The organism is Bacteriovorax sp. DB6_IX, assembly GCF_000447775.1.
Classification (GTDB): domain Bacteria; phylum Bdellovibrionota; class Bacteriovoracia; order Bacteriovoracales; family Bacteriovoracaceae; genus Halobacteriovorax_A.
The window spans coordinates 1-21,913 of record NZ_AUNJ01000290.1 but is presented as its reverse complement, the minus strand read 5'-3'; the positions used below and the strand labels follow the sequence as shown (position 1 = coordinate 21,913).

The following is a 21,913-nucleotide window of genomic DNA, read 5'->3' as shown; positions in this document are numbered from 1 at the left end:
CGAATCAGTGGGGGCAATAGTGCCCCTTATAACTGATATCGGAATATTTGAGATTTATTTTAAAGAATTAAGTCCGAGTAGCGAACTAGGGTAAGTCTTGGTAGGCCTGCTTAATGGCGTCCTTAAGACTTAGTTGAGTTAAATACTTCGTTGCAATAAAGGCCCTTTGAGAATTGATTATTCCACTTGAGACACTAAATTCCTTAAGAGCTTCATTCTTATCGACAGTATTGAGAATGATGGCCTTTACTAGCTCTGGGTTTTGGTTGAGCTTGTACTTTTCGAGTAAAGAGAACACTTTCAGCGCTAGGGCACTTACTTGAGGTGCCGCTTGGCTTGTTCCATTTATTGGTAGTTCTCTATCTCCTGGGACACAACTCTTTACTGCAACACCTGGAGCAAAAACAGAGACTGTATTCTTTCCAAAGTTTGAGAAGTAAGCCTTCTCATTATTTTGGTCACTTGCTGCCACACTGATGACATTTGGAAGTTGAATACTTGAAGGATAGTGTAATTCTTTATCCGTGTCCTCTTTCTTATTTCCAGCAGAAAACACAAAGAGATTATTCTTATTTTCTTTAATTAGAGTCGTGGCTTTTTTGAGAAGTCCACGAATAAAATTATCACTTATCTCTTTCTTGATTTCTTCAAATTGGTTTTGAGTTTTTTTGCTTTCACCAAATTGCTCTTCAAAGAGTCCATCAACAATCTTTTGAGTTGTTGAGTAACCTTGTCCCCAAGAAGCGTGGATGACCTGGGCCTTATCCTTTGCGTATCCTGAAGCGACATCAAATTTTCCAATCATCCAAATAATATACTTATTAATATAAGATTCAATATGGGCGATCTTCTGCTCTTGTGATCCTTTTTCAAGGGCCTTGAATTCTGGCTTTACGAAAGCTCCCTCTGTGGGCTCTCCCAGGTATTGAATTGGAATAAAGGTTAGATCTTCCTTGGATAGCTCCTCAGGCATCTGCTTCGTATTGACGGCCAGACAAGTTACGTGAGAGCCATGAGAGTACTTGCTAAAGGCCTTTCTTTTTTCGACAAACTCAGGATCTTTTCTAATTTTATTATACCAATCTAGTTCGGCCTCTGTGATTGTTCCAAGAGTCTTCTTTGCTCTAACTTCATAGTAGAGATAGACTTCACTAGGAAAGACTGTCGTATCATTATAATCAAAGACTTGATTAGAGTTCTTAACGAAACTCCACCCATGAATATCATCGATGAATCCATTATTGTCATCATCTTGATTATTTAATTTCTCGACATGATTGATCCAGAGATGATCTCTTAGTTTTATATGGTGAATATCAACTTGATTATCTAGAACTGCGACTGTTGAAGCGAGTGTTAAACTTTGTCCTATTAATAATAGAGCGAGTTTTTTAAACATCATTTCCCCTTGATTGTCTCTGTGTTGTCCTAAATTTCTAACAATTGTGGCCAGTCTCGTCAAACATGCTGCGATGCAAATCTAAATGTCTAACCTAAATACAATAGGATAGTGGTCAGAAGGATTATTCCAGACATCATACTTTGTGCGCGGCAGTTGCTTCACCGAGTCATTATTATTCTTATAGCGATAGATTGCGATATCCTGAACAAGGTGCGATTTGTTCTTATCAATGAAAGCATAATCTAGTTGGATGGGAAGTTTATTCTGTCCATTAAAGAGAAAGTAAGTCGGTCTTCTATCTTGAGGAAGGTCAGCGATACTTAGGACATCGCTTAAGTGGTAGTACTCATAGATTTTCTTAAATTCTTCGTCAGTTGAAAACTCTGAGGCATTCCCATTGAAATCCCCACAGATAATAATTGGTATATTGGGATATTTTTCTTGGGTCTTGTAAAAGTTTTTAAGGCTAAATTCTAACTCTGCTTCACGACGACGCTGACTTCTTGGATCAATTCCATCTGGATCTCTTTGAGATTTAAGATGCACAAGGAAAATAATCCCAATTGGATTCTTCTTCTCCTTGTCCTCATGAGAAAAGATTTGAAGTTCGCTCAAGTCTCGACTCATATAGTAGGTTGGGAGTTTGTACTCGCCATCTTCTTCGGCCCATCTCTTTTCATGGGGATAATTAAAACCGATAGGATGATTTCTATATGTATATTGAGCAAATCTTAAATTTAAGCCTTTTTTGATAAGATAGCCAATTTCAATACCTCTATCAGAGTTTCCTTCGATTAGGGCACAGTGATAGTTGTCGTCCAGATAGTGCTTATTAAAATATTCAAGACTTTCAATTCCTCCAACTTCGCTGAGGCAGTAGATATCAGCATTAATATCTTCAAAGACCTTCTTGAGTTGATTGAGTTTTTCTTCTGTCTTATAAGGGGTGTAAGGAGGAAGTTCTGGTGAGGCCTTTTGGATAAAGAGATTTTCAATATTGTAGACACAAATTTCTAAACTCACAGGCAACTCCAACCAAAGATGAATCTTTCATAGCTCTTCGTATTTTGATTCCAAATATCCTTACAAAATGTCGACTGGTAAAGTCTTGGGTTTGAGAGTTTAGAGATAAATTTCTCTCTTAGCTCTTTTGGACATTGGGCCTCTCTGATATCAGTGGCCGTTGGGGTTTTGAAGGTGGCCAGGTAATGATTTTTCTTCTTCTCATTATTATTAGAGTGAGATTTATTTGAGAAAACATGGAGAGTGTAAAATGCACCCTCATGATCTTGGTTAAAAACTAAAGCATTATCTTTTAAAAGTATTGGAAGTGACTTTCTTGGAATAAAGTAACTTTGACCATCTCTTTCACGAATCGCAAGATTTGGTAGGATCTTCTTATTCTTTAAGAGTTCATTTGAACTCTTAATAAACATTGTGGCCTCATATATCTCTTTATCTTTTACTCTATGCTTAGAGCAGCGAGAGTCAAATGTCACCATGGTTTTATTTTCTTTCTCTGTCGTCCAGAAACTGATAGGAAGCCCGTACTTCTTTTGAAACTTATTGAGTTGAGATTGTTTACGAGATTTTAAGGCCTCGTTCCACTCGAGATTTACTTTCCCTAACTCTATTGTACAGCTTGAGTTCTGTTGACAGCCCTTATTCATATGAATGGCCATATGAGGCAGGAATTTGACCTCCGTTTCAGCCTGAAGGGTTGTGGAAAGAGAGAAGAATAGGGGAAGAAGAAAAGTTTTTTGCACACTCTATTCTAACAGTAATTTTCTAGAGGGGTCAAAAAAAGGTCCTTACCGATAGGGGGGCGGTAAGGACCATTTTAAACACAATAGGGAGGGGGGCTTGATCTTAGGGGGGGATCAAGCTTATTTATTCTTTATTATCTTTCTACTGTTCCATCAATTGGACAGTCGATTCCTGGAATACAGTCTCCTGAGAGGTTTGGTTTCCATTCGTCAGCTTCTGTCTCAAATCTTGGACTATCATTAAAGTCTTCATCAAACTCGTCGAATGTCTCATCTGCAGCTCTTGGTGAAGATTCTCCGGTAATCATTTCTGATACCATGACTTCAAAGTCATCTTCTTCTGCACGATTTGAAACTTCTTTGTCACCATTTGTAATGATGATTTCTGCTTTAATATCTTCAAAATCATCTTTCTTATTATCATTTGCCACACAAGTGACCTCAGTGAATTCCATAATCTTAAGTCTTCTGAAACCGTCTTTCTTGATCTTATCTCTTGTCTTCTTATCTGTTTCAAAAAGATCGTAAGAGGTCCAGAATGAATCTGGGATGTAGACTCCAGTTTCATTAAGCTTGTCTCTTTCGAGTTTTCCATCACGGTAGTCTAGTTTTCCGTTAACAGCGTGAAGTTCAAGCTTATTATCTTTGTCGCTATACTCTTTTCCAATGGCCTTACAAAGTTCATTGATATCAGTTAGCTTTTCTAATTCCCATAATGGTTGAGACTCTCTGAATTTTGGAAGGTTACCTTCTAGCTTTTCGAATCTCATATGCTCTTTTAGTCTGTAGGCGAATACAGGCTTGTTAAATATCTCTTCGAGCTCACTTGCAGTAAAAGTATAGAGTTGTCTTGTTTGAGCAATTTTCTCTCTTTCTGCTCTATCTTTTTTTGCACGCTCTTTCTTTTTAAAGTCTAGGTTACGTTTGTTGGCCTCTGCTTCAGTTCTTTGTTCAAATGCTTTAAATGAATTTGGCAGTAGGTTCATACTATCAACACACTTGTTATACTTTTCTTTTTCAAGATCAGTGAGGTCGTAGATAGTTTCCTTCTTGTCGGCTTTGAAGCCGTCCATCAAAATTTTACAACTCATTTTTGCCTGAGCTGAGAAGGCCAGTGTCGACAGAATTGTCAAGGCCAGTAGTTTCCCTTTCATGATTTACTCCATTGTGTTTAGTTAAATCTATGTACCGATATATAAGCAAAGACAATGCCAAAAAATGTAGCGGGAAAGTTATTGAAATGAGGTAGTGTAGAAATTTTAGACTGTCTAAGATTTAGACAGTCTCTAAGGGATTTTACAGTCTTATTCGCAGTATTGGTGGATATTCCAACGGTACCCAGACATGAACTCACCATATCCAGCGTTGGTATTGCTATCGAAGTCAAAGATTGAGTCTACAATAGAGTAGTATGATTCAGCACCATCTCCGACAAATGAGCCATTATTTGGCTGAGGGAAGAAGTTTCCAAAAGCTCCACCATTTTTGACATTCCCATTTTCACAGTAGGCCTGTCCAATAGCTCTTACTTTTGCATAAACTGTCTCAGAGTACTTTGGATAACCTGTTTCAGCGTTAAAGTCGTCATCAGACATACTCAGGTCTGGGTTATCTGAAGTGTTAGACTCACTTGAGATGAATTTATTGAGATAGACATTTAAATTTGTACCTGCAGGTAGTTTACATGTCAGTCCACCACCATCAGATGATGCCGCAAATCCTGAACAACATCTCGAGGCCACATTTACTGTTGATCCAAGTTTTGCACAACATTTGAAGTCATTGGCAGCAAAGATCTTACCAAGAGTAATAGTTGATCCATCTTCTTTGTAGTGTACTTTTCCACCCGGTGTATCTAGGGCAGAGAAGGCCGCTGTTGTCGTTGGGGCAAAGATTCCTGGTACAAGCTCAGTGCTATCATCGTTACAAGCAATTGGATCATATGTGATCTGTGGAATACCAAGAAGCTCTAATCTTGCAAGACGATCTTCATAGAACTTATCTGATCCAGGAGTTGTCGCATTTGCATCGTAATTCGTATTGAATGTGATATCAAGATAACCCCATTCCCAGTCATTTCCAGGATTGCTATCTGTCGTAATATGAGCGGCGAAGAAGAGTCTCGTCCCATCTCTTCCAATACACCAGTTTTCACCATTTGATTTCACATTGGTTTCATTACAAGATGCCTCTGGAAGAATATTGGCGAGGTTTCTTGTCGATGAGTGATTTTCACCTGCTAGGATAGCATCAACATTTGTAATGCTTGCAAGGTCCGTGATATAGGCCGGTAGATAGAAGGCCACAACACGATCATCTGAACTTAGTCCTGCATAGTTAGCAGAATCTCTAAAGATAAGAAGTCCACTGGTAAACCCATTTGTTTGATAAACTGTTGGAGGGTAGAAGACGTGCTCATTGATCATTAATTTAGGATCAATAGTCCCATTTCCATCAAAGTCAGAACCAGGGTTTGTTGAAAGTGTTCCTGTTGCACCAATTCCAGGAAATGCTGCTGGAGCTTGGAATGTATCTTCTAAATTATTCGCCGTTATTGATTGTTGGATACATCCAAGTAGCCCTGAAGCACCTGTATTTGTTGTACCTGGGTAGAGACAGAGGTTGATAAAATCAAGTGACCAGTTGGCCTTAGTCGCACCAGGGTTCTCTTCTTTATAGAGTTTCGTAGAATAATTTAAACAGGCAAAGTTCTCTGGTGAGAGACGGAGTCTATTTCTATTTGACCAGTCATTTGTTCCATCATCAAATTTTCTAATGAAACCTCCACCACAACATGTCAGCTCTCCAGTTTGAGCAATTGTTTTCCACTGCTCATTTGAGACGTCATTATCAGAGTCAACTTCAACTTTTGGCAGGGCCGTTGTTGTAGGATCGTCCGCTGTTGGTAGAGTTCTATCTGCAATAGCATATCTTGAGTAACGACCTGTTGCCGAAGGGTCATTATATGGATAGGCCTTTGTATCTAGATTTGCGTTTTCTGCTTCGTAACCACTTATTTGACTGGCCGTTGCTCCAGAAAGACTCGTATACATTGTGAAGTCCTTACTAACTTCACGACAACAACGGTTTTGACCAAGGTCATAGGCAAGGTAATCTGCAATTCCTGCTGTCGTTAGAGTTGGCTTCGTCTGGGCCTGACCACAGACAAGATCTTCTTTCCAAAAGTTCAACTCTGCGAGAGTATCACCAAAATCAGCATTATCCAGTGATCCGGCCACTTCTGCATGAAGAGCATTTGGAGCACAATCTAAATCTGTCTGACAAACTGATCCCGCTCTTCTAAAGCAGGCGTTACCGGCCATTGTTGGGGTTGTGATTGAAATTGAACCAAAGAGAGTAGGTCCTTCAATACTATCAAAAGTACTTGTCCCTGTGCTTGTTTGACTCTCGGCCGCACACATGTTTTGTCGGTGTTTTTCAACTAGGGCAGCGGCAGTATTGCTATGATCATAATTTCCTGAAGGATCGATAAAAGAACAACTTGAAATTCTCGCATCTCCCGTGGCCGTTGAATTACAACTTCCAATTTGTGAGATATAGTCTGTTCTTAAAGAAGGATCCTTTGCCTGATGTTGGCTAAGGTGATCTGTTGCAACAAGTGACTTACCTGGACGACAGATACCAAATGTTGCCTGTGTTGCTGTTGCATCATAGTTTTGCATATTTGCGAGTAGGTTGGCTCTGATTTCTGTTGAAAGAGAATTTGAGGCCCCTACATATTTCTTAGGTCTTCCAAGAATATTTGCCCCTTGTCCATAGAGGATTGTTGAAGGCTGATTTGGTTCTCTATTTACTTCCGTATTAAAGTTAGAAGAGTCTAATTGTGCACAATAGAAGTTAGGGGCACATGTCAGAAGTTTCTGAGTATTTTCTTTTGCAATATTGGCCGTGTAGTCAAGCTTACATGGAGCACCGGCACCACGATAGACACATCTCTTTTGTGCAGAGTTATTTAGTCCACCGAAGATAATATCTCCAAATGTTACTGAGTCCTGCGAAGAGTTCGATTTTTCATCGGCGTTGATATCAAAGACTGGCCAATTTGTCTTTAGATCTGTGACATCAGCACATGTGTATTCCCAACCAAGTTTTGAAACACAGTCTGAATCAACATTACATTGGTGCATATACTGACAACTGGCCCCTGCATTTTGACCTGAGTCTGTAAGGCCTTTATTAAAGTCATAGTCGTAATCAGCCGCTGTTTGACCTCCAAGGTCTTGGATAACAGTCACACTGAAGTTTGTCGGTTGCGCAAGATCAGCAAATGGAGCATTAATAGCTAAGAAGAGTTTCTTTGTTGTAGAACGAACCCTTCTTCCCGCACCAACAGCAAACCATTTTACACCATCAAATGAGGCAATAAGAGCACCCTTATTAAATCCATACCAATCTCTTTGGTATCCATTAACAAAGAGGGCCGCCTGTGATGAAAGACGATTTCTTCGTTGCAATCCTGCATTGGTATTCTTTTGATGAGTAAATGGAATCATTGTTGGTGGTAACCAACAGGCCCTTCCAAAGATTGTATCTTCGTAATTTCCATTTGAACCATTATCACTAAAAGTTGAACGACTTGTCGTATAGTTTTGCCAACCAAGTCCATTTCCATGGTAGATATCTGGTTGCGCACTAAAGGCCACAAACCATGGGTCTTTTTGGCATGTATCACATGGCGTGTAGTAGGCAGTCGTCACACTAATAATATATGACTGATCTAAGTCCACATCGATTTTTGTTGCGGGTAGTGTCTGATCAAGGGCAAGAGACATTTGCCCTAATACTGCATTCATTTCATATGAAGTTGCGACTGGTGCAACTTTATTTGTATTATCGAGATACGAGAATTCACTTCCTTCTTGATTGGTTCCCGAAGGTACTTGCTCGAGATCATCATAGACTGTCCCTGTTGAAGCGAAGAAGCGGTGAGGAGCTGTCTTTGCAGAGACACTAACATTTAAATTTTGGAATGGTTTAGGGTCACTCACAACAGGAGGGACATCACATTCGATCTTTACAATATTATTACTAGCATCCAGGATGGCCTTTAGACCGTAGTCAGGGCAACGAGGATCTAGAGGTGTATTCGTTGTCAGGTCGAGAAGACAACCACATTTTCTCCAAGTTTCTAACTGAACTGTTTGATGGTCTGGATCACACTTTGTCTCTGTTCCTGAGCTCTTAAATTCTTCAAGACATTCATAGTCTGCAATATCTTTGAGAAGCTGTTGTTGAGCATCATCAATAGGATCAGATGTATCATCATCACCACTTGATGGTGGCTCACTACCTGTATTTGCCGAACAAACATTGTAAACAGTTGGCCAGTTCTTAAAGTTGATTGGATTCTTTGCAACGTCAATAATTGCCTGAGAGTAGAGTGATGTATCTGGATTAGATTTTAGCACTCCATCATTCACACATTGACCTTGAAGACAGCAATCAAATCCTTGCGCCTGACAAGAAGTATCAGAACATGAGCTAGTTGGTGTTGAAGAGTTGTTAGTATTATCAATCTTTAGACCTAGTCCGCTAAGATTGATTGATGTTTCAGAGATTGCTGTACTCGCAGCAATTGTTCCTGAATTTGATTCGTAGAGGTTAACTCTTGAGGAAGTAAAAGTAGAAGTACAACTTGGGCAAACTTCGGCCAGAGTATAGGCCGCATCACTTGCATTAACAGAAGAGATAAGATTTCCGGCCGCAGTGTAAGCTGGAATACTATTTCCATTACAGAAGGTACTATTATCACTTGTTGAAGCTGTATCGACTCTTAGAACAACTTCACTTGTACCGAGAAGGGTGATTGGAAGGGCCCTAAGTCTAAGTTGGTACTTTTTAACAGAAGGATCTGTTGATTGAAAACTTGTCACTAAACAGAAGATTGAATTCTGTTTGCTATTATTTGTAATATAGTTTTGAATTGCCGTTCCTCTAATATAGAAAGAAGCGGTGTTAATTGAGTTTCTAGTTAGGACTCCTGCAACAGAGGTCCCATCAGCATACCAGGTTGTCGGTAGATCAGTTACAGTTGATCCCGTTCCCGATGTAGGGTCACTTGTATCAGTTGATGAACTTTCCGCAGAAGAGCTCTTCCTCGTCGAATTTGGACTTTGAGGTGTACAAGCTGTGATTAGCAGCAAGGCAATCGTGAATATGGGTAATATAACTTTCTTCATCCTTAAATTATTTCCCTTCCGATACCTCTTTTCGGTTAATAATATCAATAGTTTAATTGTATAAGAGAAACCTAAATTTAAGGGAGCAAAAATATCCCTCGCTCACTGCAATTACTGGAAATTAAAGGGAAAAATCGAAAAAGTCGGTTTTTGGACAGGGGCTTTTTATTGAGGGGAAGCGACACTAATTATTGGCTCGTCGTGATCGGCATTCCCTGTGGATAAGATCCATAGAAGTTCTGGAATAGAGTTGGGTTACTAAGGCTCATATCCTTAATTTGCTGTTGCCAGTGGTATTGCTGTTTCATGTACATTCCTGATTGCTCTGCCATAAGAAGATTTCTCTTAAAATTCCACATACCAATTCTAGGAGTCATGAAGCTTCCAATATTCTTAGAAAAGTACATCGCCGTATGAGTCCATAGATTTGAAATAGGGTGCTCTTTAAGGACCATTCTCTTTCTGGCCGGATCCCATTCTCTATAGACACCTTTTCTAAGTTTCTTAGATTCTGATTGTTCATGGTATTTAAAGACTTCCTGTCTGTGTTTCACTGTATAAACACAAGTATTACACATAGGATTGTCTTCTTCTGAGCATTTCGTCGTATGATCAATTCCTTCACAATAAGAGTTTGAAAGTCTTACCCAAAGGTCTCTGTCTTTAACAAAGCTCTTTCCACCATCGCCAATCTCATTGAGAAAGTTATCTGCAAAGTAGTCTGAGATAGCACTATTTGTCTGTTTAAAGAGCCCTGAGATCTTTGTGCTTTGTAGATTACCCATGTGTTTGCTTAGACAACCATCACCTGGAGAGATGAGATTAACTGAAGAAGCCTCATAGTCACTATCGCAACGACTTGAGTAATTTATTGAAGCAATAAATTTCATTCTTTCGTAATCAGCAAAAGTCGGTGACTTTCTTGAAGCTTGAGCGATGGCCTGATCATAGGCCGCAACATCTTTAGAAAGTACAGCGAGGTCTTTATTAACAAGTTCCGAAGTTAGGTTATTAGCAAGGCATTCTCCAAGCTTTGCTTTTTGAACAACTGCTCCATTAATATGATTTGCACAATTTCCAAGGGCACTACCTTCATACTCTTTAAGATAGCTTTGTAGTGACTTTAGAGAATCAACATCTGTAGCTCCTGAGCGTTTCCCTAGATTCTGTAGTTTCTTATCAATATCACCAAGTCTCGCAGCGACTTTGTCATTAAGGGTATCTTCTTTCTTTTTTGCTAGATTATCGATATCAAAAATAGCATTTTGACCAATAGAGTTTTCTCCAACCAGAGAAGCATTGCTTGAGATGAAGTCTTTAAAATCCTTCATACTGTCGCTATTAAGAAGGGCACGACATTTTTCGACATTTCCCATCATTTCACATTTTTTTAGATTCGCGTAACCTTGTTGAATCCCTTTGTAGTACTCTCTATTTTCTGGTGTATCTTTAGACCCAATAAGTGGAGTAGGTCCTCGTAGACCACTTTCACTGGCCTTAAGTTTCTTGTCTCTTGTTTCTTCATAAGCCTTCGCAAGCTCACCACCATTTTGAATATTGACCATATCAAAGGCAATTTTAAAATCTCTTTCAAACGGGCGGCGATCTCTTTGCGCAATCATTTGCTGAAGATAAGAATTATTAACGCCTGCTGCACCACTTGTATGATAACCATTGAGTAGTTGAGCATGCTTGTGTACCTCATCTCTCATTGAGGACTTGTCACCATCAACTACCATCTGACCATAGAGTTGGTTGAGATTACTTAGTTCAGATCTAAGTTGATCTTCACTTATTGGCATCTTCCCACTTTCAAAAAGATCTTGCATCACCTCTGCATTATCACAAAGCTGCTTATGTTGATTGATAATCAGCTCTCTTTGAGAAAAGGCTTCGGGAGTACTTTGTTTATTAACATATTCATTGAGGTTATTTTTTAAACCAAATGACATTGAGGCCACATGGTTTCCAACAATCCTACGATCACATGACTTGGTATAGTCAAAGAGATCTTCCATTGGTTTATCAAGGTCTGGAGTATAACTATTGTCCTTACCATCCATAATGGTTTCGTAGTTCTTATCAATTGTCTGTTGAAGGGCCATCATATTGACGTAGTTTCTCATCAAACCGTATTTATAGACCTTGTCAAAATTCTCTTCGGCCTTCTTAAAAACCTTCAGGGCATCTTTCGTTAATAGGTTTTCTAGATTAAGAGTTCCAAATTGCTTTTGAACATCGTTATAATCTTTTTTAATATTAACGAGGGCCTGGAGGGCAAGTGCTTTAGCAAGTGTTGCATCTCTTTGTGCCTTGGCCTCTTTTAGAGTGATAGGCTTTCCTTTGAATTCAAAGGTCTCTTCATTTTGTTTGTCATTGATATTTTTAATTTCTTGCGCGAGTTTGTCACAGCTTTGCGAATAAGCTGGATTGGTTGTCATCATTAGACATCCCAAGATTAGAAGAATGTGGTTTTTGTTGTAACTCGCTCTCATATTTATACTGTATTCTGACTTAACTTGTCGGTTAAGAAGTAAATTAACTTTAGAAATATTTAAATAGAGAGAGTTTAGAAATAACAACTAGTTAGCAGTCGTAGAATCAAAAATCTTTATTAAGAGTTGAATAATTTCAGGTGCAAAAGGAAGTTGGCACTAACCGTGTCCACCGGCCATAAAGGCCTTAGAGTGGTCGATCTTCTTAGGAGTATTTCCTAGTGAGCCGAAGTACTCGCGAGTCACTTCCATAGTTCCATCAAGATCAGGTGTTGTGAACATATCATTTCTAAACTGAGCGACATTGGGATACCCCGCGGCCATCCAAACAATATTCTTTCTCAGGGTGATAAGAATAGTTCTTTCTCGATCAGTATAATCTTCCATATAGGTTCTGAATCTTTCGATGACTTCTAAATAGTCTTTAGCTGTAAAGAAAATATCATCTTCGGGTGTAAGGTATGACTCTAGAAAGATAAAAGGATTTCTTAAAGGACCACGTCCCAGCATCAGAGCATCACAATTGGTTGAAAGCATTCTCTCTCTTGTCGCTGTTGCTGTATGAAGATCACCATTTCCGATGAGAGGAAGAATTCCTTGTGCGGCGATATCTTCAATAAGTTCCCAATTGGCCTGACCCTTATAGGCCTGTGTTCTTGTTCTACCGTGAATAGCAAAGAACTCAATTCCCTCTTCTTTGGCAATGTGAGCGATTTCAGGGGCATTGATCGAGTCGGCATCCCATCCGGTTCTTATCTTTATCGTAAGAGGTACTTCGATGGCCTTCTTAATTGTTGAAAAGAATTGTCCTAGCACTGTCGGATCTTTCATTAGGGCAGAGCCTCCACCTTTAGAAACAACTTTTCTTACTGGACATCCCATATTGATATCAATGAACTTAGGATTTCTTTCTTGGGCCACAATAGCGGCCTTTGCCATGGCCTCACGATCTTCACCAAAGAGCTGGAGACCAATATTCTTTTCTCTTTCATGTATCTCAAGCATCTTATGAGTCTTCTCATTCTGATAGTTGATACCATGACAAGAAACAAGTTCACTTACTGTTCCACCACATCCTAACTCTTCCATAAGAAGACGATAGGGTGCCGTACAGATACTCGACATAGGTGCCAGCAATAAGGGAGAATCGAATTCAATAGATCCTAATTTGACCTTAGTACGTCTAGCCTTTAATGTATCAATCTTCTGTTGAAGAGATGGTGAAAAAGTGAGATTATTTGCCATAGGCATCATTTAACAGTGACACTGAATTTCGTCAATTACCGGAGCAATAATTATATGAGTTATTTAGAAAATCCACGCGGTCATGTCGTCTTTGATTGCGATGGCACGCTTATTTCATCTATTGATTCTATTTATGAGGGATTATCCGAGTTGATGACGATTATTCTTGAGCGCCCTGTTAGTTTAGAAGAGGCCAAGCAAAAATATGCTGCCGATCTTGTTACGGTCGCTCATAATTTTGAGCTCGCCCCAGAAAATGATCCAGATCTTCAAATGAAGCTGATACAGACTTGGCGTGAAGTGGCCGCAAAACAGAGAAATCAATTTCGCTTATTCTCTGGAATTGAGGCGCTGATAGAGGAGTTACTTAATAAGAATTATCAACTCTACGTTTGGACAGCAAGAGATCGTCAGTCAACACTTCGAATTTTAAAGGATTTAGGTGTTGCTAAGCACTTTCTTGAGTTTCGTTGCCTCGATGATTGCGAGCCAAAGCCTTCTGCAGTGGGGCTTGAGCAAATGGTGGGAGAGTATGAGAAATCTAAGATTGTAATGATTGGAGATAGCTATCCAGATATTTATGGAGCTCAATCATTTGGCTGCGCCAGTATTGCTGCGTGTTGGGCCCATGATGATTTAGAGCAGTATTTAGCAAAATATGACCCTACGGCCCTTGCAAAAACACCCCAAGATTGCGTAAAACTGATAGAAAATTTAATTGGATAAGGAAAGCATAGCATGTTTGATAATTTAAGTGAGAAGTTCTCAGAAGCGTTTAAGAATGTATCCGGAAAGGGAAAGATTTCAGAGTCAAATATTGAAGAGACTATGAAGTTGGTAAAAACGGCTCTTCTTGAAGCTGATGTTAATTTTAAAGTTGTTAAGAGTTTTGTTAATAATGTTAAAGAACAAGCTCTTGGTGAAAAGGTTATCAAAGGAGTTAATCCTGGTGAGCAGTTTGTTAAAATTGTTCATGATGAGCTAGCGAAGGTTATGGGAGATGAAAATACAACTCTCAATATCGATGGTGCTGGTCCAACTCCAGTTCTTATCGTTGGTCTCAACGGACAGGGGAAGACAACTTTCTCTGGAAAGCTTTCACTCTTTTTAAGAAATAAAGACAAGAAGAAGTCTCTTCTTGTTCCGGCCGATACTTTTAGGCCTGCAGCAAAGGATCAACTTAAGACCCTTGCTAATAGTATGGATATGGACTTTTTTGATAGCGACCTTGGCAAGCACCCTAAGGATATCGCTGCAGATGCCATGGCCTATGCAAAAGAAAATAATTATGACGTTGTCATTATCGATACTGCCGGTCGTCTTCACGTTGATGAAGAGCTAATGGGACAAATCAGAGAAGTTCGCGAGTCGCTTTCGAGTTATGAGCCAGAGGTTCTCATGGTAGCAGATGCCATGACAGGGCAAGAAGCGGTTAATGTTGCTAAGAGTTTCCACGAAACTGTTGGGCTAACAGGAGTTGTTCTTTCAAAGATGGACTCTGATGCTCGTGGTGGTGCGGCCCTTTCAATTAAGCATGTTACTGGTGTTCCAATTAAGTTCATCTCAATTGGTGAGAAGATGAAAGACCTCGAACTCTTTCACCCAGATCGTCTGGCCGGAAGAATTCTCGATATGGGTGATGTTCTCTCTCTTGTTGAAAAAGCAGAAGATGCTATTGATAAGAATGATGCCGAAAATATGATGAAGAACCTTGAAAAAGGTAAATTCACTGTTGATGATTTCATGAAGCAAATGGATATGATGAAGAACCTTGGTTCAATGGGAAGTATCCTTAAAATGATTCCTGGAATGGGTGGAATGCTTCGTCAGATTGGAGACCTAAGTCCAGCCGAAGAAGAGATGAAGAGAATGCGTGTCATTATCAACTCAATGACAAAGCAAGAAAGACAAGATTACAAGATTATCAAAGAATCAAGAATTGAAAGAATTGCAAAGGGTTCTGGAAATACTATCGCTCAGGTTAAAGACTTTATCGCTAAGTTTAAGCAGATGGAAAAAATGATGGGCGGAATGATGCAAATGATGAAAGGTGGCGGGATGCCTGGAATGCCGGGGATGCCTGGAGGAATGCCAGGGGGAATGCCTGGTATGCCTGGAATGGGAAAACCTAAGAAGAAACGTAAAAAGGGTGGACCATGGGGCGGTGGCTTTTTTTAGCCACCGGCCCTAACGATTCTTATAGAATCGTGAAACCTGACCATAGATAGCACCAGGTCTAAATGGCTTGGTGATAATTCCTAAATACTCTTTATGCTTCGATAAACTCTTTACATCCACTGCGGCTTCACTGGCCGTTAAAAAGATCGAAGGAATTCTTAAATCAATCACATCGTGAAAAATATCTTGGCCTGTACAGCCTTTTAGAAAATTATCCAAGAGCAGAATATCTGGCTTAAAGGACTTGCACTTTCTGATGGCCTCTTCACGAGTTGAGGCAAATTCAACTTCAACATGGGCGTACTTCTTCATCGCCAAGTCAAAAAGCTTTTGCATACGAGGGTCATCTTCAACATAGAGAATCTTTTCAGGTCCTACTGTGTCGTCATTAATCATACCGTCTTCTTCACCAGAAATAGACTTTTCAAGTATGCCTGCAAGATTTCCCATCAATTGAGTATTCTTTTCAATGATATAAGAAGGTCTAAACTCTTTAGGAAAGCGATCCTTGATATTAGTACTTGCAGAAATCACAATCGTCGGAATGTTGGCATTCATATTATTGGTAGATTTCACTGCGGTAATCAATGAGATCCCGTCAAGTTGTTCAATATTTAAACTTGTGATGAGTACATCAAATTTCTCTGTGACAAGTCTATTAAAGGCGGCAAGTCCATTCTTGGTAAGGGTACAATCGTATCCTGTACTTGAAAGTCCTTTCTTTATAATATTGGCCATCGTTGTTGTCCCTTCGACAACGAGGACGCGTCCTTTATATTCAATATGCTTTTCGACATCTCCCACACGAAGCTCGGCCATGATATCAGCATATTTTTGAAAGTTAGATTGATTATTGTCTTTGTAGTCCTTAACAATATTTCTAAGAAGATCAACATACTTAAGGGCGTGATCAATTGTTTTAGATTCTGATGGTGACTTAGAAAGATGTGAACTTATAAAGTCTTCAAAGTGATGACAAATTGTTCCAAGCGTTGTCATCTCATGAGAGGATGCACCACCTTTTAGAGAGTGGATAGTTCTAAAAACCTCTTTGACATCTTCATTGGAAAAATCATCTTTGACTAAGCTTCCCTCAATTTGGTCGAGATCATCTACAATCGAGTGGAGATATTCATTCTTGAGTTCATCAAATTGGGCATCAAAGTTAAATGACATGGCAAAACCTAGCTTGAATTAATAATACTTATTATCGGATTTTCAATAGTATACCTTAGTTTTTGGTTCCCAATAAAATATATTTTGAGTGTAATTTTTTTCACAGCCTTTTAAAAGCGTGTCCAACTATTATAAGTATTCAATTATTAGGAGTTTCAATTGAAATATTTAGTCATCACAATGCTTCTTTCTCAAGGGGCGACATTTGCAAAAAATAAGGTTGTCTATGGCCAGGACAATCGTATGAGTGTCTCTGACTCTTCAGAGTTTTGGCAGGTGAGGGCCAAGGCCGTGGCCTCGATGCATAAGAGGAGTAAGCTGCTTGTTCCAAAGGCCTCTGACAAGGTTTTCAAGCAAACTAGTGTTTTTACTCTCGGGGAGCAATATAGTCTTTGTGAAGACGAAAGATTTGTTAAAGAGCCAGTGCTTTCAGATTGTACCGGTTTTCTCATTTCTGAGGACACTTTAGTGAGCGCCGGGCACTGCTTTAAGGCGATGCCTTCTCCATACTACGGAAATGCGGATAAGGTCTGTGAAGACTATGTTTGGGTTTTTGACTACACACAAACAAAGGCCGTTGATTATAAAGTTCAGTTCTCTAAAGTCTATGAGTGTAGTGAGGTTCTTGTGGCGAACTACTCTTTTAGTAATGACTTTGCCATTATTAAGCTCAAGTCCAAAGTGAGTGGAGTTAAGCCTCTTTCAATGAGCAAGGAAATCTCGAAAGATTCTGAGCTTATTGTTGTTGGTCATCCCTCTGGGCTTCCAAAAAAGGTGGCTCCGGGTGGAAAAGTTATTGAATATAACCCTAAAGCAAATAAATTCTATGCTTCTCTTGATTCCTTTCAAGGAAACTCAGGTAGTCCTGTTTTTAACAAGTTAGGAGATGTTGTCGGAATTTTAGTAAGTGGTAAGACCGATTATATCTTTGATGAAGAAGCACAGTGTCAAAGGGTTAATCGTTGTGATCAGGCCGGGAAATCCTGCCTCTACGAGTATGACTTTGTCAAAGGCGAAGGGGTGACTAATATCAATCCTATCCTTGACAACTTCCAAGCTGAGTAAGATAAAAGACTACTACTGGAGTGAAATTGGAAGAACTAGAAACAACAAAATTAAGAAATATCGCCCCTCAAGTTTCTGTTGAGATGCTGGAAAAGGTTGAGGATGAAAGTGCTGATCGCGCCGGTATTTTTCTCTCTGTTCTTTGTTGTATTCACTGTATGGCCATTCCGCTTCTTATGATCTTTGCACCATCTATTGGTCAGTACTTTGAAGAAGAGTGGATTCATATCTTAGGCTTCATTGCTGTTGTTCCACTAGGACTCTATGCTTTTATTTCGAAGTTAAAAGTTCACTCGGATAAGAGACCTCTCTATATTGGTCTTGTGGGAATTGGTTTTCTGATTCTTGGACACCTTGCCCATGAGTACCTGGCCCATGAAACGGGAGAGATGATTGAAGTGGCCGCTTCAATTGTAGGTGGCCTTTCACTTGTTGGTGCCCACCTTCTCAATATTAAATTGTGTCGTTGCAATACTTGTCACCACTAGCAATCATTCTTTAAACTCTAATAGCGAAGCTGAGTTCTTGAACTTTGAATTAGACTTGTATTCTTAAAGAACTCTTGTAAGAAGTTCTGGATCTCTTGTTGCGATTCTAGTCTTTGAATAGACGTGTGGAGACGATGCCCGAAATTCAGCCATGGCGATCCAACTTTAACAAAGAAGCGAATTCTTTTGAGAGCATTCTTTTGATCAAAGAACTCAAAACAATTATCTACAAAGTCTTTGAGATATTCACCATAGGCACTTGCTCTTTCACGAGGGTTCTTTGGGATGAGTTCTTCACATTCTGGAGAGAGACTCATATTCATTTCTTTGGCAAGGCTACTCAGAAGCCAAGGTTTAGCACAAAGGGCCCTTCCTATCATCACGGCATCACATGTCGTTTGTTCAAGCATACGCTTGATATCATCCTCTTCTTGGATGTCTCCATTTCCAATGATGGGCACACTGAGGTTATCTTTTAATAATTTAATTTGCGACCAGTCCGCAGTACCTTTACGTTTCTCACTTGCAAGTCTTGGATGAAGACATAGCCAGCTCGCTCCAGAATGAATCAGAGCATGAGTGAAGTTTAAAAGATAGTCTAAGTCCTTTTGGTGACCGGCCCTAATTTTAACTGATATGGGAATTGTTGAATGTCTCTTCGCCATGGAAACGACTTCACTTGCGTAATTAATATCACCCATAAGAGAGACACCGTAGTTATGCCTTAAGGCCTTTCTAACTGGACATCCCATATTGATATCCACTGCCTTGGCATCCCACTGAGTGAGCTTGGCAATAGAGTCTCTAATATAGCCTTCATCATTTCCTAGGATTTGTGGGCAAAGGCCTTCATCACCATCCCATTTTAGAGTTTCAGGGGTCTCTCCAAGTTCTTGATCAGGTAGCCTTCGAGAATTGAGCATCTCTGTTGGCCAAATTACTCTTGCCTCTTGGGGAAGATACTTTGCTAAGGACTTTCTCATTGCCACGTGAGTCAGACCTACCATTGGTGCAAGTACAATGGGGTAGTTAAGAAGTTCTCTAAATTGATCTTGAGGACTAAGCATGACGGTCAGCAGTTCCTATACTTTATTGCGACATTTAGAAAAACAGTCGCTTATTGCCTTAAAATATACATCAATTAAAGATGTTTATTTGATATAATTAAGAAAAGTTAACCAAGAGCGTGAGTATTTCGCTCTTAGGGAGAGCCCATGATTTTTAGTCGTCCCTTTAGGATTGTGATCATTGATGATGACGAATCTATTCTTAATCTACTATGGAAATACTTATCACAAATTTCAGGAGATGAAATTACTTTTAGTGCTTTCACTGAACCAGAAGAGGCCATGGCCTTTGTAGAACAGCATCAGGTCCATATTGTTATTACAGACCTTCACCTTGAAGATAGAAATGGTGCCGATATTATTACCCGCTGTCTTAAAATGGAAAAGGGGATTCAAGTGATTGCTCTGTCTGGAGATGATCGTCTTTTGACCGCCATTGATTGTTTTAATCGTGGAGCAAAATATTTTCTCAATAAGCCTGTAGACAAAGAGGCCTTTCAAGAGACGATCAAGAGTTGTGTTGATTTCCTCGATCTTTGGCATAAGCTTTTAAAGAATAAACTCTCTTCCCAATCAAGTCGCTCAAAAAACGAAGAAGAAGATAAGGAAAAGAAGGAAGAACTCGCACTCAACTAAAGTGCAAAGAGAGGGCAAATGAAACTAAGTCCCGCCATGAAAATTCTAGTAGTCGATGACTGCTTAGATGCAAGAAACCATATCAAACTTATCCTTCGCAAAAAAGGTTTTAAGAAAGTTGTCGGGGCCCATGATGGGAGAGAAGGAATACAGATACTCCAGGAAAGTTTTGAAGATTTTGATCCCGTTTGCTTGGTCTTGGCCGATTGGCAAATGCCTGATATGGATGGAATTGAGTTCTTAGCACAAATGAGAACTGACCCACGCTTTAAAGACATTCCTTTTATTATGATCACCTATGATAATGATCGTGAGCATGTCATTCAGGCCATAAGTACGGGGGTAGATAATTATATGGTCAAGCCTATTAAGGCCGATACACTTCTTAAAAAGATTAGCTCAACTTTCCATGGCAGAGAAGCTTCATAGTGCTTTATAGTTTTTGATAACTTGCTCTTTCAATGAAGAGATTTCTATCTGGTTTCTTTTTGCAAACTCTTCATAAATCATTTTCACATTGATTTCTTCTTGGTCATCAGTTTCAAAGAAAACTCTATCAAGAGGAAGACTTTTTAATGAATTTGCTATTTTTGAATGGGGACTCTTGAAAAATCTTGGGCCAAGACTAAAGTAGATCTTATTTGATCCCTCTCTTAGACATTGCTCAATCATCTGCTGGTTTCCATTGAAGTCATGAATAATCCAAGAAGAGCGAGGCCTTCTCTTATTTCTAATTTCTAAGAGGCGAGAAAGCTGTCTCACGCAGTGAATGATGAGAGGAAGCTTAGTGCTTTCGCTGAGTTCAAAATGCTTGAGAAAGAGATTTTCTTGCTCTGAGAGCGGAATCTCGATACTTGAGTCGAGCCCACTTTCTCCAATAAACCTAAGCTCCTGATTTTTTGAAAGAGAGGTAATTTGCAGAAAACTCTCTGAGATATCGATCTCGTTCATATTCCATGGGTGAATTCCAGCTGAAAAGAGGGTCTTTTTTGGAGGAAGTTCATTGAGACCGGGCGCAAAGCTGTAAATGATTACAGTATCTTGCTGTTCCAGTTGCCTGTGAGCATGGATATCGATAAATTTTGCATTTTTGAAATCTTCTCTTGTCATCCTATAAAGATTTTAATACATTGTCTGTCTGATAAAAAGTAGTTGATTTATTTAATATTACATATTATTTTTACAACGTTTAATTAGAATATATAATTCGTGTTCAAATAGAAGTAGGAGTACTTAATGCTAACAATTAGATTACAACGTGGTGGTAGAACACACATGCCAATTTACACAATCGTAGCAGCTGACGCTAGAAACCCAAGAGATGGACGTTTCAGTGAAAAGCTTGGACAATACAACCCACACCTAGAAAGTGGTGAGCTTTTAGATGTTAAAGCCGAAAGAATCACTGAACTTCTTTCTAAAGGTGCTAACAATTTCAGATACTGTAAGAACTCTTTTTAAAGAAAAACAAAATCACTTTAAACTAATTTGAAATATTAGATAAAATATTTTAATTTAGTATTTGTTTTTAATTTGATCCTTTTTAACAACGGTTAAAAAGACATATAAGAGAGAGTATCAGAATGAGTGAACTAAGAGACTTAATTGATTACGTTAGTCGTGCCCTAGTTGATTTGCCAGATCAAGTTGACGTAAGTGAAATCGTTGGTGAGCAAACAACTGTTATCGAACTTAAGGTTGATAAATCAGACTTAGGTAAGGTGATTGGTAAGCAAGGGAAAACGGCAAGAGCTCTTAGAACGATTCTTAACGCGGCTTCTACGAAGCTTAAGAAGAGATCAGTTCTTGAAATTATCGAATAATTGATAGCTTACAAAATCAATCATATATCAAACTAAAGAGGCTTCCATCGGAAGCCTTTTTCTTTACCAAATCTTAACTTTGTATTAGGTATTAACCAGTTCATAATACCTCTATGCCAGATTCTAAGTTGAAAATTCTATTCGTTGATGATGAGCAAGATCTTCTCGATCTTTGCGCAGATGCCTTTGATATGGAAGGGCATGAAGTGATTGGGATAACAAATGCTCCCGATGCTTTAGAGCTCTTGTCTCAAAACCAATATGATGTCATTATTTCTGACTCAAAAATGCCAGAGATGTCTGGTGAACAATTCTATACTAAGGCCAGAGAGTTACTGGGTGAGAAGCTTCCACCTTTCTTTCTTTCATCTG

General features: G+C 39.3%; 19 protein-coding genes. 9 read left to right on the top strand and 10 right to left on the bottom strand.

Annotated features, from left to right (window positions below):
- Nucleotides 1-85 precede the first annotated feature (85 nt).
- The 7 genes from M901_RS08600 to M901_RS08570 form a co-directional block, all read right to left on the bottom strand.
- Nucleotides 86-1,399, bottom strand: coding sequence for a S8 family serine peptidase (locus M901_RS08600; protein WP_021277802.1), 1,314 nt, complete (start codon nucleotides 1,397-1,399; stop codon nucleotides 86-88).
- An 81-nt stretch (nucleotides 1,400-1,480) separates the two neighbouring features.
- Nucleotides 1,481-2,425 carry an endonuclease/exonuclease/phosphatase family protein gene (locus M901_RS08595; protein ID WP_021277803.1) on the bottom strand — a complete coding sequence of 315 codons (945 nt, stop codon included), beginning with the start codon at nucleotides 2,423-2,425 and terminating at the stop codon, nucleotides 1,481-1,483.
- On the bottom strand, nucleotides 2,422-3,168 hold the full coding sequence (locus M901_RS08590) for a hypothetical protein (RefSeq protein WP_034721434.1): 747 nt from the start codon (nucleotides 3,166-3,168) through the stop codon (nucleotides 2,422-2,424). The genes M901_RS08595 and M901_RS08590 overlap by 4 nt, the downstream gene beginning before the upstream one ends.
- Nucleotides 3,169-3,302: 134 nt before the next feature.
- Entirely contained in the window at nucleotides 3,303-4,322 is a 1,020-nt protein-coding gene (locus M901_RS08585) for a hypothetical protein (RefSeq protein ID WP_021277804.1), read from the bottom strand.
- A 150-nt stretch (nucleotides 4,323-4,472) separates the two neighbouring features.
- Entirely contained in the window at nucleotides 4,473-9,368 is a 4,896-nt protein-coding gene (locus tag M901_RS08580) for a hypothetical protein (protein WP_021277790.1), read from the bottom strand.
- A gap of 188 nt (nucleotides 9,369-9,556) precedes the next feature.
- Entirely contained in the window at nucleotides 9,557-11,812 is a 2,256-nt protein-coding gene (locus M901_RS08575) for a hypothetical protein (RefSeq protein ID WP_021277812.1), read from the bottom strand.
- A gap of 210 nt (nucleotides 11,813-12,022) precedes the next feature.
- Entirely contained in the window at nucleotides 12,023-13,108 is a 1,086-nt protein-coding gene (locus M901_RS08570; RefSeq protein ID WP_021277811.1) for a tRNA-dihydrouridine synthase, read from the bottom strand.
- Between the two features lie 54 nt (nucleotides 13,109-13,162).
- Between M901_RS08570 and M901_RS08565 the strand changes: the two genes are divergently transcribed.
- The gene (locus M901_RS08565) at nucleotides 13,163-13,834 is read left to right on the top strand and encodes an HAD family hydrolase (protein WP_034721432.1); all 672 of its coding nucleotides are present in this window, start codon (nucleotides 13,163-13,165) and stop codon (nucleotides 13,832-13,834) included.
- 12 nt (nucleotides 13,835-13,846) lie between these two features.
- Nucleotides 13,847-15,286 (top strand): signal recognition particle protein, encoded by a 1,440-nt coding sequence (gene ffh, locus M901_RS08560; protein WP_021277798.1) that lies wholly within the window; start codon nucleotides 13,847-13,849, stop codon nucleotides 15,284-15,286.
- 9 nt (nucleotides 15,287-15,295) lie between these two features.
- Here the strand turns inward: ffh and M901_RS08555 are convergent, their stop codons facing one another.
- A complete protein-coding gene (locus M901_RS08555; protein WP_021277809.1) occupies nucleotides 15,296-16,462 on the bottom strand; it encodes a response regulator in 1,167 nt (388 codons plus the stop codon).
- Nucleotides 16,463-16,621: 159 nt separating this feature from the next.
- Here M901_RS08555 and M901_RS08550 point away from each other — a divergent pair, with 159 nt between their 5' ends.
- Both M901_RS08550 and M901_RS08545 read left to right on the top strand, forming a co-directional pair.
- Entirely contained in the window at nucleotides 16,622-17,527 is a 906-nt protein-coding gene (locus tag M901_RS08550) for a serine protease (RefSeq protein ID WP_021277799.1), read from the top strand.
- 26 nt (nucleotides 17,528-17,553) lie between these two features.
- Nucleotides 17,554-18,015 carry a MerC domain-containing protein gene (locus M901_RS08545; protein ID WP_021277814.1) on the top strand — a complete coding sequence of 154 codons (462 nt, stop codon included), beginning with the start codon at nucleotides 17,554-17,556 and terminating at the stop codon, nucleotides 18,013-18,015.
- 17 nt (nucleotides 18,016-18,032) lie between these two features.
- Here M901_RS08545 and M901_RS08540 read toward each other — a convergent pair whose 3' ends face one another.
- Nucleotides 18,033-19,082 carry a tRNA-dihydrouridine synthase gene (locus M901_RS08540; RefSeq protein ID WP_021277805.1) on the bottom strand — a complete coding sequence of 350 codons (1,050 nt, stop codon included), beginning with the start codon at nucleotides 19,080-19,082 and terminating at the stop codon, nucleotides 18,033-18,035.
- 147 nt (nucleotides 19,083-19,229) lie between these two features.
- Here M901_RS08540 and M901_RS08535 point away from each other — a divergent pair, with 147 nt between their 5' ends.
- Both M901_RS08535 and M901_RS08530 read left to right on the top strand, forming a co-directional pair.
- Entirely contained in the window at nucleotides 19,230-19,718 is a 489-nt protein-coding gene (locus M901_RS08535; RefSeq protein WP_021277807.1) for a response regulator, read from the top strand.
- An 18-nt stretch (nucleotides 19,719-19,736) separates the two neighbouring features.
- Nucleotides 19,737-20,147: a response regulator gene (locus tag M901_RS08530; RefSeq protein ID WP_021277788.1), complete on the top strand. Its 411-nt coding sequence runs from the start codon at nucleotides 19,737-19,739 to the stop codon at nucleotides 20,145-20,147.
- Here the strand turns inward: M901_RS08530 and M901_RS16475 are convergent.
- Nucleotides 20,142-20,828 (bottom strand): TatD family hydrolase, encoded by a 687-nt coding sequence (locus M901_RS16475; RefSeq protein ID WP_021277787.1) that lies wholly within the window; start codon nucleotides 20,826-20,828, stop codon nucleotides 20,142-20,144. The two genes, M901_RS08530 and M901_RS16475, sit on opposite strands and share 6 nt — an antisense overlap.
- A 126-nt stretch (nucleotides 20,829-20,954) precedes the next feature.
- Between M901_RS16475 and rpsP the strand changes: the two genes are divergently transcribed.
- The 3 genes from rpsP to M901_RS08510 all read left to right on the top strand — a co-directional run.
- Complete coding sequence (rpsP, locus tag M901_RS08520; protein ID WP_021277808.1) at nucleotides 20,955-21,179, top strand: 30S ribosomal protein S16; 225 nt, start codon at nucleotides 20,955-20,957, stop codon at nucleotides 21,177-21,179.
- A 122-nt stretch (nucleotides 21,180-21,301) separates the two neighbouring features.
- Nucleotides 21,302-21,541, top strand: coding sequence for a KH domain-containing protein (locus M901_RS08515; protein ID WP_021277810.1), 240 nt, complete (start codon nucleotides 21,302-21,304; stop codon nucleotides 21,539-21,541).
- Nucleotides 21,542-21,654: 113 nt separating this feature from the next.
- Nucleotides 21,655-21,913: response regulator (locus M901_RS08510; protein WP_021277792.1), on the top strand; the 259-nt coding region annotated here is incomplete at its 3' end.